Genomic DNA, 15,988 nt, shown 5'->3' on the forward strand with positions numbered 1-15,988 from the left:
CACTAAAATGGAGCCTTAGAATAAAAAAAGGCCGACAGAGACATCCAAGCCCTGTCGACCAAAATGGTAGATGTCAGCGTCTACCAGTAAAGTCTTTGTGGATTCTCAACGAAGATTTGCTGACGTGTACGCTCATCTCCCATCCATTCCATCATTTTGTCCAACAGAATCGCGTCGTTAGGCGCGTTCTCTATTGGCCCAGATACGTGCGGCCAGTTGCTTCCCCATAACACTCTCTCTGGAAAGCGCTCAATAATAGGTTTCGCCATGGCTTCAATATCGGCATAATTTGGCGCGCCTACTTGTGAACTTTCATACACTCCAGCCATTTTGTAGTAAGCATTGCCGCGCTCCATCAGGCTAAGCAGCGCTTTGTATTCCACTGAGTCAGTCTTGACGGGCGGAATAAATTTACAAAAATGGTCAATAGAGTAATCGCCTTGTATTTTTTCTAATACAGGCAGGTGCTCCATGATTTCGTGGCCATAAAATTGAACAATACACGTCCAGCCTAAAGAGCGAATTTTTGCGTTTACTTCTAAAAGCTTATCAATGCCAGCCGCGCCTTGAGGAAGCTGCATGATACGCGCCCCTCTTGCCCCTCTTGCATGCCATGCTTCCAGCTCTTCTTCTGTTGTGTCAGGCGTCACAACAACAACGCCTCGTCCACGATCCCCAAGCACATCCAACGCTTCAAGCATAACGGTGTTGTCAGTTTGATATGCATTGGGTTGAGTAATCACAACGCGCTTTAATCCAAGCCATTGTTGTACTTTTTGATAATCTTCTAAACTTGCGGCATCCGCCGGCAAATCCGGGCCTCCAGGTTGAGAAGGATGCTGAGCAGAATAGACGTGCATGTGACTGTCTATCGCATTGTCAGGTAACGCTATCTTTGGAGGTTGTCCAAAAAGAATTCGTTTCGCAGTCATGTCATCACTCCTCATCTATTTGGAAACTGGCGCATAGCGTGCCAATTCATCACGGTTAATGGTGATCCCTAATCCTGGTTTTGAAGGCACTGCCAGTTTGCCATTTTTCACAACGATGTCTTCTTCAACAATGCTGGTTCTGAACGGATTATGAGTTTGGTCAAACTCAAATCTTGGAGAGTCCGTACCAAATGAAGGAGGATTCGGTGGAATAATCGCATGGAAATGCAATCCTGCTGCGATTGCTACAGCCGTTCCCCAAACGTGAGGAACACAGCGTACGCCGTATACGTCCACCAACGTCAAAATCTTACGCGCTTCACTAAGACCGCCGACACCACAAACATCAGGTTGAATAATATCGACCGTATGTTGTTTAAGTGCTTCATGGTAACCCCAGCGAGAATGCCAAGTTTCACCACCGGCAATTGGAATTGGAGAAGACTGTCGCAATTCCTTGTATTGAGTGAACGCTTCCGGCACTACAGGTTCTTCAAACCAGCGGATGTCCAGATCTTTTACTGCATCAATAATGCGTTTGGCATCAATTAAGTCGTATCCGTGATTGGCATCAATCATCAACTCAATGTCAGGGCCCAGCTCGGCACGAGTCTGTTTAATACACTCAATGTCTATCTCTAATCCAAAGCCAATTTTGATTTTAACCGCTTCAAACCCTTTAGCTTTGTAGTCACGAACTTCTTCCATCAAGCTGCTTAGGCGGTCAAAGCCTACTTTTCGGAATCCACCTGTTGCATATACAGGGATCTCAGAACGGAATTGGCCGCCCAATAATTCAGACACGGGTTTATCGTGAAACTTACCAACGACATCCCATAGCGCGATGTCAATTCCGCTGATTGCGTTGATCACGGCACCACGTTGTCCTTGATCACGGAAGGTGTTGTACAGATTTAGCCAAATAGGTTCGATATCAAAAGCAGATTTTCCAATCAGGAGAGGAGTCATCACTTCAAGGTACGCGGCGTTGACCACTCGGTTACCCAAGCATTCACCCCAACCTACAAGTCCATTATCGCAAACAATCTCAACGAGCAAATGCTCTCTCGATTTAAAAGACATGGAAGCGGATTCAAACGCATGTTCCAGCGGATAAGTTAGAGGATGTAGTCGTACTTCAGTGATCTTCATGTAATAACCCTGATTGTTATTTTTATTGGATCATAGCATGTATTTTCAAGTTATCAAGAAATTCATACTATGACTTGGATTTTTGTATGGCCCTCGCAAGATCACGATAACGGTTGCACCCATTTGTTAGGTGTGCGCGCATCGCATCTCGAGCACGATCAATATCACGGTCAAGGAAAGCGTCCAATATAGCCTTATGCTCTTGATTTAATATTTGCTCTAAGTTGGGATCTCTGGGTAAGCCAGCGTCTTCGCGAAGGCGTGTTCTTGGTATCGTTTTTTTGCCCAATACATTGAGGAATTTAACGAACCTTTCGTTGTTTGTTGCACGGGCAATAGCTAGATGAAATTCATAGTCTTCTTGCTCCGCAGACTCACCCAAAGCAACTTTTCGTTCAAAGGCATCAAAACTGCTGCAAATGTCAGCTTCCTGTACCGCTGAACGCCGTGATACAGCGAGTGCAACGCCTTCTACTTCAACTGCTGTACGCAATTCAAGAGATTCAATTGCATCGCTAATGGTAAGCGTATCTGATGTAGAGAACTCGTTAAAACTACTGGGTTTTGGCTCTGAAATAAAAACACCAACGCCTTGCTTTGGAGAAACCCAACCTTCAGCTTTCAGGGTCATCATCGCCTCTCTGAGGACCGTGCGACTTACCCCTAGCTCGGTCATTAGGTTAGGCTCAGTTGGCAGTTTATCTCCAACAGACATATTACTAGTGCGAATTTTTTCTCTAATTCTCTCAGCTGCTAACTCAGGCAGGCTCGTTTTTGAGCGTTTTATCGACTTCTTCCGTTCGTTACTCATTGTTATATACCTCTAATTACGCAACTTCTTTTCGGCACGGGCGCTAATTGGCGTATGTTTTAAAATGCACTATATTGTAGATAACAATAGCTGTCATTGACATTTTTGTAAAAATTCATAGTATGACTATTGCGAATTAATATTATCAGTGCTAATAATTTAAAAAGACCAAACGATGAAGTCAGCAAAATTTGCTAAACCGCTTCTCTGTTTGTCAACTAAGTATGGGGATATCCCCATCTAACTTAAGAGTATTGGAGCTATAACAATGATAAAAAAAACCGTTATACAAAAAGTTAGTGGAGCTGTACTTGTTGCAGCCGCTGCCGCTGCCGTTTCAACTTCTGCTAATGCTGAGTGGAAAGGCTGGAACATCCATAACCCAGGTTACCCTGTAACCACAGCACTTGAGTCATTCATTGCTGATGTCGATGCTAAAACAGACGGACGTGTTGCTGGTCGGGTTTATAACGGTGCGGTTCTTGGCAGCCAAGCAGACAGCATCCAAATGTTGCAAATTGGAGCAATCCAATTCGCTGAATTTAACTTAGGGCCAATCGGTACAATCGTACCTGAAGCAAACGTTGTTTCTTTGCCTTTCATTTTCAAAAGCGTCGATCACATGCATCGTGTAATGGATGGGCCAGTGGGTGATGAACTAAGTGCCGCGATGGAAAAACACGGCATCAAATCGTTAGCTTGGTATGATTCGGGTGCACGTTCTTTCTACAACACCGAAAAACCAATCGAGACTCCAGCGGATCTTGATGGTATGAAATTCCGTGTTATGAACAACGAACTTTACGTGGGTATGGTTGAAGCACTAGGTGGCAACGCGACACCAATGGCTTACTCTGAAATCTACCAGTCTCTTAAAACTGGCGTAGTGGATGGTGCGGAAAATAACTGGCCATCATACGAGTCTAGTAACCACTTTGAAGTCGCTGGTTATTATTCTTTGACTGAACATTTGATCTTACCTGAGTGTGTTTGCGTAAGCGTAAGTGCATGGAACCAGCTTGCTGCAGGCGATCAAAAGATTGTTAAAGATGCCGCTCGTGCAAGTGCGGTTTTACAACGTAAACTTTGGGCGGAACGTGACAAGTCAAGCCGTGAAAAAGTATTGGCTTCTGGCGTAGCATTTAACGAAATATCTAATAAAGCTCCTTTCCAAAACGCGATGAAAGTCGTTTATGAAAAAGCCTTCCAAGATAATCCTACTTTGAAACCTCTAGTTCAAAAAATCCAAAGCGTCGACTAATTAAGTTTTAAGTCGGTATACCCAGAGTTCACTGAAGACGTTCTTCGGTGAACTCTCTTTTAAGTTTGTTTATTAAGCGAGTAGCCTTATGAAGTCTACCTCTAAAAAAGTGCCTCTGATTGAGCGCGTATTAGACGCCTTAGCCTTTGCAGCAACCAATTTAGCCGGTGCCATGATCGTTGTCCTTGTAATGTCATTTGGGTGGCTTGTATTTGGGCGCTATGTGCTAAATGATACGCCAACTTGGGTCGAGCAAATGGCTATGCTCCTCATTGTTGGTATTACTTTTCTTGCCGCAGCTGTCGGCATATATGAACGCACGCACTTGAGCGTAGAAATGATCACATTGGTGATCTCTAAGAAAGCAGCGTTGTTCCTAGATGTAATTATTAATTTAATGCTCGCTACGTTTGGATTTGCGTTAGCGTGGTATACAAATGACCTTATGTCTTTTACCCAATTTCAAAAAATTCCCCTACTGGGCATTAGTGAAAGTTATCGCTATTTACCCGTTGTTATTTCAGGGGGGTTAATATGTATTTTTGCTTTATATCGTGCGTATCAGGGTCTAACAGGACTGTTTAATCCCGCCTCTATAAATCAAGTAAGCGGAGAGTAGTATGGGTTTAGCAATTTTATTAGGATTCTTCGCGCTATTAACGGTTATCGGTGCGCCCGTTGCCTTTGCGCTAGGTATGGCGGCTCTTGCCGCATTCTTTTACGAAGGTTTACCACTAATGATCGGGTTCCAACGTATCGTTTCTGGTGTTTCGACCTTTTCACTGTTAGCAATTCCATTCTTCATCTTTGCTGGCGAATTAATGTTGCATGGCGGAATCGCCGCTCGATTGATTCGACTTGCTTCTGCAAGTGTTGGCTGGATGCGAGGCGGACTGGGACAAGTTAACGTTTTCTCAAGTATGCTATTTGGTGGTATTTCAGGTTCCGCTGTAGCAGATACGTCTGCATTGGGCTCTCTGCTTATTCCTGTAATGAAGGAAAAAGGCTACGACGACGACTACGCGGTCAATGTCACTGTTACCTCGTCTATCGCGGGCATCATGATTCCCCCTAGCCACAATATGATTCTATACGTTGTTGCAGCGGGCGGCGGCATGTCGGTAGCGAGCTTGTTTGTTGCAGGCATCGTACCTGGCATCTTAATGTGTTTATTGTTGGCGTTCGCGGCTCGTACTATTGCGATCCGTAAGAACTTCCCAACAGAGCCATTTGCAGGTTTAAAAGCGATCTTCATCTCGTTTATTGCTTCTATCCCTGGATTAATTACCGCAATTATTGTGGTAGGTGGCGCACTGTCTGGTGTATTTACGGTAACTGAATCCGGAGCCATCGGCGCAATTTATGCGATCGTCATTACTGCGGTGGTTTACCGCACATTAAGCCTAAAAGATTTTTGGGTAGCGGTAGTTCGCTCAGTTAGAACAACAGGCCTTGTTATGGTGCTTGTTGGTTGTGCGTCTGCTTTTGGTTACATGCTGGCGTTGTACGAAGTGCCTAAGCTACTTGCTCACGCACTGACGTCTTTGTCTGACAACCCAATCGTTATCCTGTTGCTTATGAATCTGATCTTGCTTGTTTTGGGCATGATCATGGACATGGCGGCATTGATTTTAATTTGTACACCTATCTTTTTGCCTGTCGCTGTTGGCCTTGGCATGGATCCAATTCAATTTGGCATCATGCTAATGATGAACTTGGGTCTTGGGTTATGTACTCCTCCAGTAGGTGGGTGTTTGTTCGTCGGTTGTGCAATTGGTAACGTGCCAATTGAGAAGGCAGTGAAATCGATTTGGCCTTTCTATTTAGCCATCCTAGCGGCACTTATGTTAGTTACATTTGTTCCAGCTATTTCACTAACACTACCAAACTGGATTAATCCATAACATGGTGAAAGGGGGAATAGACATATTCCCTCTGCAATTTAAGGTACAGATATGAAACGTATATTATTAACAGGTGCAGCTGGAAACTTAGGTAAGGCATTACGTAAGCAGCTTGCTGGATGGGTGGACGAATTACGCTTATCCGATATTGTACCGATCGAAGATCTTCAAGAAGGCGAAAGCTTTGCTCACTGTGATCTAAGTGACCTAGCATCCGTCATTGAACTGGCTAAAGATTGCGATGGCATTATCCATGCTGGCGGCCAGTCTATTGAAGGTACTTGGGATAATATTCTAGATAGAAATATTAAGGGCACCTACAACGTCTACGAAGCTGCAAGACAGCAAGGCGTTAAACGTGTTTTCTTTACCAGTTCCAATCACTTAGTCGGTTTTCACGACCGAGAAACCTTGCTCGATGAAGACAGCCAAATGCGCCCTGATAGCTTATACGGTGTATCTAAAGGCTTTGGCGAAGTCCTTGCTCGCTACTACTACGATAAGTTCGGTATCGAATCGACTTTGGCGCGTATTGGTTCCTGTTTCCCAGAAATTGCAAATCGCCGCATGCTAAGCACATGGCTGAGTGAGCGAGATCTGGCGGACCTTATCAAAGCAACCTTTGATGCCGATCGCCTTGGCTGCACTATGGTCTATGCAGTTTCTAACAACAAAGCGAAATGGTGTGATAACAAGCACGCTAGCTTTATTGGGTGGCAACCGCAGGATTCTTCTGAACCTTTTGCAAATCAGCCCCACCTGATCGAAGAAGGTAAAACCAACGATCCAAATGATCCGGCTATTCGGTATCAAGGAGGCGCCTTTGTGACCGCAGGTCACTTTGACGACAAGCAAAAGTAGCCGAACCCGCTTATCTAATGATTAAGTCTCTGACTTAATCAATGAAACAAACACAAAGAATATAAGTACCCGAATTTACGGGTATGGGATTCTTTGCGTCGAAAATAAGAAATTAATTGTTTTTTGAGGTGATTTTATGAGTTTTTCAACTGAACAAATGAGAACAGCACTAAGTGATGGTCTTCTATCTTTTCCTGTTACGGATCTAGATGAAAATGGCCAATTCAATGCCGAAACATTCAAGTCTCGCGTTGAGTGGTTTGTTGAAAAAGGCGTTTCTACAGTATTCGTTGCTGGCGGAACAGGTGAATTTTTCTCTCTTAGCTATGAAGAGTTCAAAGAAGTTGTAGAAGTTGCTGTTGAAGCAGTAGGTGGACGTGTTCCAGTTATCGCTGCCGCAGGTAAAAGCGTTCCAGAAGCACGCAAATTTGTTGCCGCAGCAGAAGAAGCAGGCGCAGATGGCATTCTACTTATGCCTCCATTCCTAACAGAATGTCCTGAAGACGGTGTTGTTGATTACGCGACACAAGTAATGACTGGCAGCCCACTGCACTTCATCTACTACAACCGTGGTAACGGAATTTTGAGCGCAGAAAGCGTTAAAGACCTTGCTGCTCGCAACCCGAACCTTGTCGCTCTTAAAGACGGTACAGGTAACATTGCTGCACTAAACGATACAATCAAAACTGTTGAAGACCGTTTGGTTTACATCGGTGGCGTTCCAACAGCAGAAATTTTTGCTGAAGCGTACCTATCAATTGGCGTAAACACTTACTCATCTGCAGTATTCAACTTTATGCCTGATATGGCGATGGATTTTTACAAATCCCTACGTGCAGGTGAATCTGAAAAAGTAACGAAGATCATTCAAGATTTCTTCATTCCTTTCTGTCGTCTACGTGACACAAAGAAAGGCTATGCTGTTGGCCTTATCAAAGCGGGTGTAGAAATCATTGGTCGCTCTGCTGGTGATGTACGTGCACCGCTTACTCGTCCTACAGACGCAGAATTCGCAGCACTTAAAGAAATTATGGATCGCCAATAGGCCCCAGAACATAAACGTAAGATTTTTAAGGAGGCTCATATGACCGCCCCAATCGAATTAACCGGAAACCTAATTATCGCTGGTAATGAGGTTAAAGGAACACAAAAGCCTGTATCCGCAGTTAATCCGGCTACAAACCAGTCTATGGAACCTCTTTATGCAGGTGGGACTGAAACTCACGTTGAACAAGCGGCAAATGCTGCTTGGGCCGTGTTTGATCAATTCAAAGCAACTGACCCAGAAACACGTGCACTGCTGCTTGAAACGATTGCCGATGAGATCTTAGCGCTAGGCGACGTATTGGTAAAAAGAGCAATGCAGGAAACTGGATTGCCACAAGCTCGTATTGAAGGCGAACGTGGCCGCACAATGGGCCAATTGAGAATGTTTGCAAGCGTTGCCCGCGCAGGTAAATACCTTGATGTTCGCGTTGATCCAGCCATGCCAGAGCGTGCTCCACTGCCTCGCGCTGATTTACGCCTACAATTCGTACCTGTAGGCCCTGTCGCTGTTTTCGGTGCAAGTAACTTCCCACTGGCGTTTTCTGTTGCAGGTGGTGATACAGCATCCGCTCTTGCTGCGGGCTGTCCAGTAATTGTTAAAGCTCACTCTGCACACCCAGGTACTTCTGAGTTAGTCGGTAAAGCGATTACATCTGCGTTAAGCAAGATGAAATTGCCAGCAGGCATATTCTCTCTTCTATACGGATCTGGTCGCGATGTTGGCGCAACATTGGTTGCTCACCCTCATATTAAAGCCGTTGGCTTTACTGGGTCTCGTGCTGGCGGTACAGCGCTTATGAACATTGCAGCGGCTCGTAAAGAACCGATTCCTGTTTACGCAGAAATGAGCAGCATCAACCCTGTATTCATGATGCCTAATAAACTTGCAAGTGAAGCGCGCTCTCTTGCTCAAGGTTTTATCGGCTCATTGACAATGGGTGCAGGTCAATTCTGTACTAACCCAGGTCTTGTGATCTTAAAAGACGGTGAAGGCGCTGAAGCGTTTATCGACGAAGCAGCTCAAGCTATTTTTGCTAGCGGCACACAAACGATGCTAACACCTGGAATCTATGGCGCTTACTGCCAAAGTGTACAATTGTTAGTCGATAATCCGAATGCACAGCTAGTCGCAAAAGGTAAAATGTCTGACGCTGAAACAAACCAGTGTCAAGCGCACCTTTTCTCTACAACAGCTGAAGCCTTTTTGAAAGATGATTCACTAGAAGGTGAAGTGTTTGGTTCTACATCACTGATCATCAAATGTGGAAGCGAAGAAGAGTTCAAACTGGTTGCTGAGAAGCTGGAAGGACAACTGACAGCGACTCTTCAATTAGAAGAAGCGGATTACGAAGAAGCACGTGCATTGTTGCCGATTCTAGAACGCAAAGCGGGACGTATTCTATGCAACGCTTACCCTACAGGTGTTGAAGTTTCTCACGCGATGGTTCACGGCGGACCTTTCCCTGCAACGTCTGACACTCGAACGACATCAGTAGGCAGTGCAGCGATTCAGCGTTTTGTACGTCCAGTTTGTTATCAGGATTTGCCGGAGGCGCTACAAGCTCCAGCAATCAAAGATGCAAACCCTTGGAAAGTGCCTCAGTTAGTTGATGGTAAATAGGCTAAAACGCCCCTAGTAACGGACTTGTTCGGTTCCATTTAAGTTTAAAAAGCCGTTTCAAAAAGCCTTTTCGATGTATGTCGAAAAGGCTTTTTTACTTCTACAACATTCCTCACGCCTTTAAACTCTTACCAACGCATTTTATTACCACAACGTTAGCAATTGTAGATTTTTCACTCAACCAGCCCACCATCCCAAAAACGGTACTATAGTCTTAGTACGCGCAAAGTGGTTACTGCTGAAAGATGTTCGCGACTGAAAGACATTAATTCGATAAAAATTAAAGGCTCAAGGATGATCGAACGAAAAACCCATTCAGGCATTCCGCTCCAAGTCATTGTCAGTTCTGCCATCATCATTAGCATGCTTATCCTCGCTGCTGGCCTTACAGGGGTTTCGTATTATCTCAATCGCACAACGCTAATTTCCGAAGTGAAACAAAACGCAGTCCAAGTCTCAAACCATTTAAACCATCAAATTCAGCAAGTGACCAAATCGGTTGATGCTACGGTAAAGTTACTAGAATTCGACGTTATTACCTCGATGGAATCGTTGGAAACACGCAGACAAAGACTACCAACACTGGCTCGGATTATGCGCTTGAACCATGTTCTCAGTGCAGTATACGTAGGCTATGAAGACGGTGATTTTGTGCTTCTTAGATCGCTCAAAAACACGCATGCCAAAACAACGCTCTCTGCGCCAGAAGAAGCGGAGTTTATGCTCCAAAGCATAGAACGCGACGCTAACGGCAAGGTCACACGCACTTGGTGGGAGTATTTCGATGATGAACTCAACTCAATCTCTATAAGAAATCCGTCCAACTATCTCTTTGATCCAAGAAAACGTCCTTGGTTTAAAAACGCGAGTAACCAATCGACCGTCTCTCTTACTGCACCCTATGTATTTTTCAGCACCTTAGAAATCGGCACCACTTTTGCGCTTCAAAATAAGAAGACAGGTGCGGTGGTCGGTGTCGATGCATCCATCCAAGATATCTCTGGATTTATGAAGGACTTACGCCCTGATCTGAATACCGAGATAGCACTGGTCGATCAAGATGGCTTAGTCATCGGCTCGTCATCCGACCATTCTTTGATTCGATACAACATTGATACACCGCGCTTAATCACAGTAGATGAGCTGGAAACACCGATTCTCGAACAGCTGATGAATCTGGAGCCGCCGTCAAATTCGCTCGCTAAGCTGACGGTTGCAGGTGACCATTGGTATGGTTTTCATCAGCCCGTTATTAATGAATCAGGCCAAAACTGGAGAATTTTATACAGTGTGCCTGAAACGGAGCTACTGAAAGACGTTAATGAATACCTTATCCACCAGCTTACCCTCTCAGTCGGAATAATCGCGATATTAATGCTGTTTGGGTGGTTTATTGGTCGCTCAGTATCACGTCCTTTACTGCTTTTATCAGAAGAAGTTGGCGCTCTGGCATCGTTTGATTTTAATCGGAAAATTCATGTTCCCTCATCTGTCAAAGAGGTCAATTTACTTTCAAATCTCACTGGTCACATGGCCTTAGCCATAAAAAACTTTCAGTCCATCACACAAGAGCTGTCGCGAGACCCAGATTTAGAAAAGATGCTCGATCAGGTGTCCCAGCACTTGGTTACGATCACCTCTTCCGAGTCTGGCGCTGTTTATTTATGCAGTGAAACAGAGGGGGAAATGATTCTCGCAACCAACACCAATATGGAAGCGCCCAAATCCATTTTATGTGGCGCACACGATTGGCCCAAAATGAAGATTTCCTTGCACAAGGTGTTAGACGACGCCAACAAACGTGTGTTTCTCGCACCCCTTGTAGACCGAGATGAAAGCATGTTGGGCGCGCTTGTCCTACGCTTGCCGAAAGAATCGTTAGCCACTGACGCCGCATTCCAGCGTTTTATTGAAGAGGTTTCAGGCGCGGCCGCTACGGCAATTTCCACCCGAAAGCAGTTCGAATCCCAACAAACATTGATGGAAGCAATCATACGCCTGCTCGCAGACGCAATCGACGCAAAATCCCCTTACACAAGTGGCCATTGCGAGCGCGTCCCAATCTTAGCGGAATTGCTCGTTGAAGCCGCCATAAACTCTAACGATAGTGAATACAAAGATTTTTCCATGACCGAAGCCGAGAAACGAGAGTTTCGCATAGCGGCGTGGTTACACGACTGCGGCAAAATCACCAGCTCCGAACACATTGTTGATAAAGCAACAAAATTGGAAACAATCCACAATCGTATCCACGAAATACGTACACGATTTGAGGTACTTTGGCGCGATGCAGAAATCACTTACTTAAACGGATTAATCGCAGGCGAAAGCGCGATAGAGCTGGAAAAGTCCAAAATACGAACCCAGCGAAAACTGTTGGATGATTTTGCCTTTATTGCACGCTCCAATATTGGCTCAGAGCGCATGGACGACGAAGACATCGAACGCATAGCAGCAATAGGAAAACAAACTTGGCAACGTCACTTCAGCAGCCACATCGGTTTGTCTCGTGAAGAAATCGCTCATTTACCGAGCACACCTGAAGTGTTACCGGTTACAGAGCAATTGATCGCAGACAAAACTGAGCACATCATACCTTGGGGGATTCGACGCCCAACAGTAGAAAAGAACAATCCAAAAAACATTTGGGGCTTTGATATGACGGTTCCCAAACAGGCTTTAAACAAAGGTGAATTCTACAATTTAAGCATTAAACGCGGCACGCTTACCCATGAAGAACGGTTTTCCATCAATGAACACATCGTTCAAACCATCAAGATGCTCACCGCATTACCCTTTCCAGATGAACTTAAGAATGTCCCCAACATTGCCGGGAATCATCATGAGAAGATAGACGGCACTGGCTATCCAAGAAAGTTAACAAAAGAGCAACTTTCAATTCCTGAACGCATCATGGCAATTGCCGATGTCTTTGAAGCGCTCACCGCAGCCGATCGTCCTTACAAGGCCGCAAAGACACTATCAGAATCAATGCGTATTTTGGCATTTATGGCAAAAGAGCAACACCTAGACAAAGACCTCTTTAAACTGTTTGTGACCTCCAACGCCTATCTTTCCTACGCTGAACAATTTCTTAAAGCTGAACAGATCGATACAGTATCGCAAAGCCGGCTGTTTCAATGGGCGGGAATCGAAAACCAACACGACGAGCACACCATAAAGTAGCCCTCACCTCCGCGGCATGCTGCGTAAATCACCGCATCACAACTCCGTTTTACACCTTATCTGCAATATAAGGTATTCGTTTTGATTATTTCTTACATATGCGCAACATAATCAAACAAGACCTTCCTGTATGCTAAAGCGATACTCGTCGGTATAAATTTTCTGTTATGTGATTAGACACAAAAAAAGAATAAGAATGGGCTGAATTGAAACGTTCAACCTAATCACAATATTATTGCAAAAAGGAGCAAAAGTGGTTAGTAAGAAACGTTATAGAGACCTTCCAGTTAACGTAATAATGAGTTTGGCTATTATCATTAGTATGTTAACACTGGCTGCTGGGCTAACCAGTATTTCTTATTTTTCAAATAGAAACACTCTTGTTACAGAGGTTGAGAAGGCCTCGGTAAAATTCACTACCAATTTAAATACCCAAATCCACCAGCTAACAGAATCCGTACAGTCTACGGTGAAAATTCTCGAATTTGACAGCCTAACGTCAATGGGGGATTTAAAAAGCAGAAAAAGCAGATTACCCACTCTCGCCCGTATTATGCGGCTCAATCATGTCCTGAGCGCCGTGTATGTTGGTTACAGCAACGGAGACTTCTTTCTTCTTCGTACGTTGAAAAATGACCACGCCAAAGAGGTTCTAGATGCTCCAGAGAACGCTGCATTTATGCTTCAAAGCATCGAATACGATGTTAACAAGAACAAAACTGTCTCTTGGGAATTCTACGACAGCAACTTAGCACTGGTTAAAACAAGCGTTCCTAACGAGTATTCTTATGATCCTCGTCGCCGGCCTTGGTTTGCTAAGGCAAAAAGCCAAGACGATGTTGTACTAACGTCTCCGTATGTCTTTTTCTCTACGTTAGAAGTAGGCACAACGTTTGCCGTCCAAAATAAAGGCAATGGAACAGTAGTGGGTGTCGATGCTTCGATAACAGACATTTCAGACTTTATCCATAACCTACGTTCCAGTAGCTATACCAACATTGCATTAGTTGACCAAGAAGGTTTTGTCGTTGGCTCACCAAGTGACACTCCCCTCGTAAAATACGATGCCGAAAAACCAAGGTTAATCCGTGTAGATGAATTGAACGTGCCTGCTTTAGAGCGTTTAAGTGCACTAAAGAATACCGACAACCCACTTTTCAAAATGAACGTAGGGGGTGAAAACTGGTATGGTTCAACGCAGTCCATCGCGACCGATTCTGATCAACAATGGCGGATTTTGTATACGGTACCGCAACACGAGCTTCTTGCTGAAATTAATGATCACTTAGTCAGTGAGCTATTATTGTCCGGCCTCATCATCCTTCTTTTAGTGGGCGTCGGTGCGATCGTGGGACACTCTGTATCGAAGCCATTAAGGTTATTATCCAGTGAGGTTGGAGCCTTAACGTCCTTTGATTTTAGTCGCAAGATCAGTGTTAAGTCCTTCGTTAGAGAGGTCAATCAGCTGTCTACCTTGACCAATCACATGGTTCTAGCGATAAAAAATTTCCAATCTATTTCGAATGAGCTCTCCAGAGACCCAGATCTGGAAAAGATGCTGGATCACGTCTGTCAGAACTTAGTGACCATTACAGCGTCAGAATCTGGTGCTGTTTTTCTCTGTGACGAATCACAAAAGCAATTGCTATTAGCCTCGTCAGCCAAACTGGATGCCCCAACATTAGTGAGTTGCGAGCATTTCGATTGGGATACTGTGAAGAGTAATCTTGAAAAAGCGCTCAAGTTTGACGACCAGCGTACCTTTCTAGCACCGCTCATTGAACGAAATAACACAATGCTTGGGGTATTGGTTCTTCGTTTGCCAGCGAACTCTCCCGTCAATGTGGATACCGCTTTTCAACGCTTTATTGAAGAAGTGTCTGGTGTCGCAGCCGCAGCCATTTCTGCCCGAAAGCAGTTTGAAGCGCAACAAGAACTCATGGACGCCATTATGAAGCTGTTGGCAGATACAATCGATGCGAAATCGTCATACACCAGTGGACATTGCGACCGCGTTCCAGAACTTGCAGAACTGCTCGCTCAAGCCGCTATTGACGCCTCAGAAGGCGAATTTTCTGATTTCAACATGACAGCAATGCAAAGGCGCGAGTTCCGTATCGCCGCATGGCTTCATGATTGTGGGAAAATCACCAGTGACGAACACATCATAGACAAAGCCACAAAACTCGAAACCATTCACAATAGAATTCACGAAATTCGCACACGATTTGAAGTGCTTTGGCGCGATGCAGATGTCGAGTATTACAAAGGCCTTGCAGAGGGAAAAGACCCTGCGCAGCTTGAACGCGCGAGAACGAAAACCCAAACAGACTTACAAGACAATTTCAGCTTCATCGCGAACGCAAACATGGGTGCAGAAAGGATGGCTGCTGAAGATATTCAGCGAGTACGAGAGATCGGCACGCAAACATGGGAGCGCCATTTCAACCGATTCGAAGGTTTGTCACACGAAGAACTTGCATTGGCTTCAAATACCTCAGAATCGTTGCCCGTCACAGAGCAATTACTATCAGATAAGGTTGAACACCTTGTTTCATGGGGCAAGAACCTCCCACCTGTTCAGAAAGACGATCCTAAAAACATTTGGGGGTTTGATATGGAGCTTCCAAAATATGCATTGAACAAAGGCGAGCTGTATAACCTTTGTGTTGAACGCGGCACTTTAACAAACGAAGAACGTTTCGCGATCAACGATCATATGGTCCAAACGATCAAGATGCTCTCGGCTTTGCCCTTCCCTGATGAACTCAAAAATGTTCCGAACATCGCAGGGAACCATCATGAAAAAATGGATGGTACAGGCTACCCAAGAAGACTATCTCAAGAGCAACTTTCGATTCCTGAGCGAATTATGGCCATTGCCGATGTTTTTGAAGCACTCACAGCAGCCGACCGCCCTTATAAAACGGCCAAAACATTATCGGAATCGATGCGTATATTAGCGTTTATGGTGAAAGATCACCATTTAGACAAAGACCTCTTTAAACTGTTTATTACTTCGAAAGCCTACCTTTCGTATGCTGAGAAACACCTAAAACCTGAACAGATCGATGCGGTATCGCAAACCCAACTGTTTACATGGGCAGGAATTGAAGAGCCACAAATGCAAATTAGCTAGATAAGGTGTGAACAAGTCCACTGGCTTCAGTATGTGGATAACTCTTCTTTATTCGAGGTAAGTTCCATCGTATA

General features: G+C 44.7%; 11 protein-coding genes. 8 read left to right on the forward strand and 3 right to left on the reverse strand.

All coding sequences use genetic code 11. From position 1 onward, the window contains the following. Window positions 1-80 precede the first annotated feature (80 nt). The 3 genes from DFP79_RS10735 to DFP79_RS10745 all read right to left on the reverse strand — a co-directional run bounded on the left by DFP79_RS10735 (window position 81) and on the right by DFP79_RS10745 (window position 2,895). Window positions 81-932: an amidohydrolase family protein gene (locus DFP79_RS10735; protein ID WP_133503948.1), complete on the reverse strand. Its 852-nt coding sequence runs from the start codon at window positions 930-932 to the stop codon at window positions 81-83. A 15-nt stretch (window positions 933-947) separates the two neighbouring features. Beyond that, window positions 948-2,084: a mandelate racemase/muconate lactonizing enzyme family protein gene (locus tag DFP79_RS10740; protein ID WP_133503949.1), complete on the reverse strand. Its 1,137-nt coding sequence runs from the start codon at window positions 2,082-2,084 to the stop codon at window positions 948-950. A 67-nt stretch (window positions 2,085-2,151) separates the two neighbouring features. Continuing rightward, complete coding sequence (locus DFP79_RS10745) at window positions 2,152-2,895, reverse strand: FadR/GntR family transcriptional regulator (protein WP_133503950.1); 744 nt, start codon at window positions 2,893-2,895, stop codon at window positions 2,152-2,154. A gap of 268 nt (window positions 2,896-3,163) precedes the next feature. On the opposite strand from DFP79_RS10745, the gene DFP79_RS10750 reads away from it, so the two are divergent. From DFP79_RS10750 to DFP79_RS18070, 8 genes are all read left to right on the forward strand, one after another. Beyond that, window positions 3,164-4,156: a TRAP transporter substrate-binding protein gene (locus DFP79_RS10750; protein WP_133503951.1), complete on the forward strand. Its 993-nt coding sequence runs from the start codon at window positions 3,164-3,166 to the stop codon at window positions 4,154-4,156. Between the two features lie 88 nt (window positions 4,157-4,244). After that, entirely contained in the window at window positions 4,245-4,775 is a 531-nt protein-coding gene (locus tag DFP79_RS10755) for a TRAP transporter small permease (RefSeq protein ID WP_133503952.1), read from the forward strand. A gap of 1 nt (window position 4,776) precedes the next feature. Next, window positions 4,777-6,060, forward strand: coding sequence for a TRAP transporter large permease (locus tag DFP79_RS10760; RefSeq protein ID WP_133503953.1), 1,284 nt, complete (start codon window positions 4,777-4,779; stop codon window positions 6,058-6,060). A 51-nt stretch (window positions 6,061-6,111) separates the two neighbouring features. Beyond that, complete coding sequence (locus DFP79_RS10765; RefSeq protein ID WP_133503954.1) at window positions 6,112-6,921, forward strand: NAD-dependent epimerase/dehydratase family protein; 810 nt, start codon at window positions 6,112-6,114, stop codon at window positions 6,919-6,921. A gap of 136 nt (window positions 6,922-7,057) precedes the next feature. Further along, complete coding sequence (locus DFP79_RS10770) at window positions 7,058-7,966, forward strand: 5-dehydro-4-deoxyglucarate dehydratase (RefSeq protein ID WP_133503955.1); 909 nt, start codon at window positions 7,058-7,060, stop codon at window positions 7,964-7,966. A 39-nt stretch (window positions 7,967-8,005) separates the two neighbouring features. Further along, window positions 8,006-9,589: an aldehyde dehydrogenase (NADP(+)) gene (locus DFP79_RS10775; RefSeq protein WP_208111414.1), complete on the forward strand. Its 1,584-nt coding sequence runs from the start codon at window positions 8,006-8,008 to the stop codon at window positions 9,587-9,589. A 294-nt stretch (window positions 9,590-9,883) separates the two neighbouring features. Beyond that, window positions 9,884-12,775, forward strand: coding sequence for an HD domain-containing phosphohydrolase (locus DFP79_RS18065; RefSeq protein WP_133503956.1), 2,892 nt, complete (start codon window positions 9,884-9,886; stop codon window positions 12,773-12,775). A gap of 253 nt (window positions 12,776-13,028) precedes the next feature. After that, window positions 13,029-15,914: an HD domain-containing phosphohydrolase gene (locus tag DFP79_RS18070; protein ID WP_133503957.1), complete on the forward strand. Its 2,886-nt coding sequence runs from the start codon at window positions 13,029-13,031 to the stop codon at window positions 15,912-15,914. The last annotated feature ends 74 nt before the right edge of the window (window positions 15,915-15,988 follow it).

The sequence above is a fragment of the Marinomonas balearica genome, assembly GCF_004362145.1.
GTDB classification, from domain to species: Bacteria; Pseudomonadota; Gammaproteobacteria; order Pseudomonadales; family Marinomonadaceae; genus Marinomonas; species Marinomonas balearica.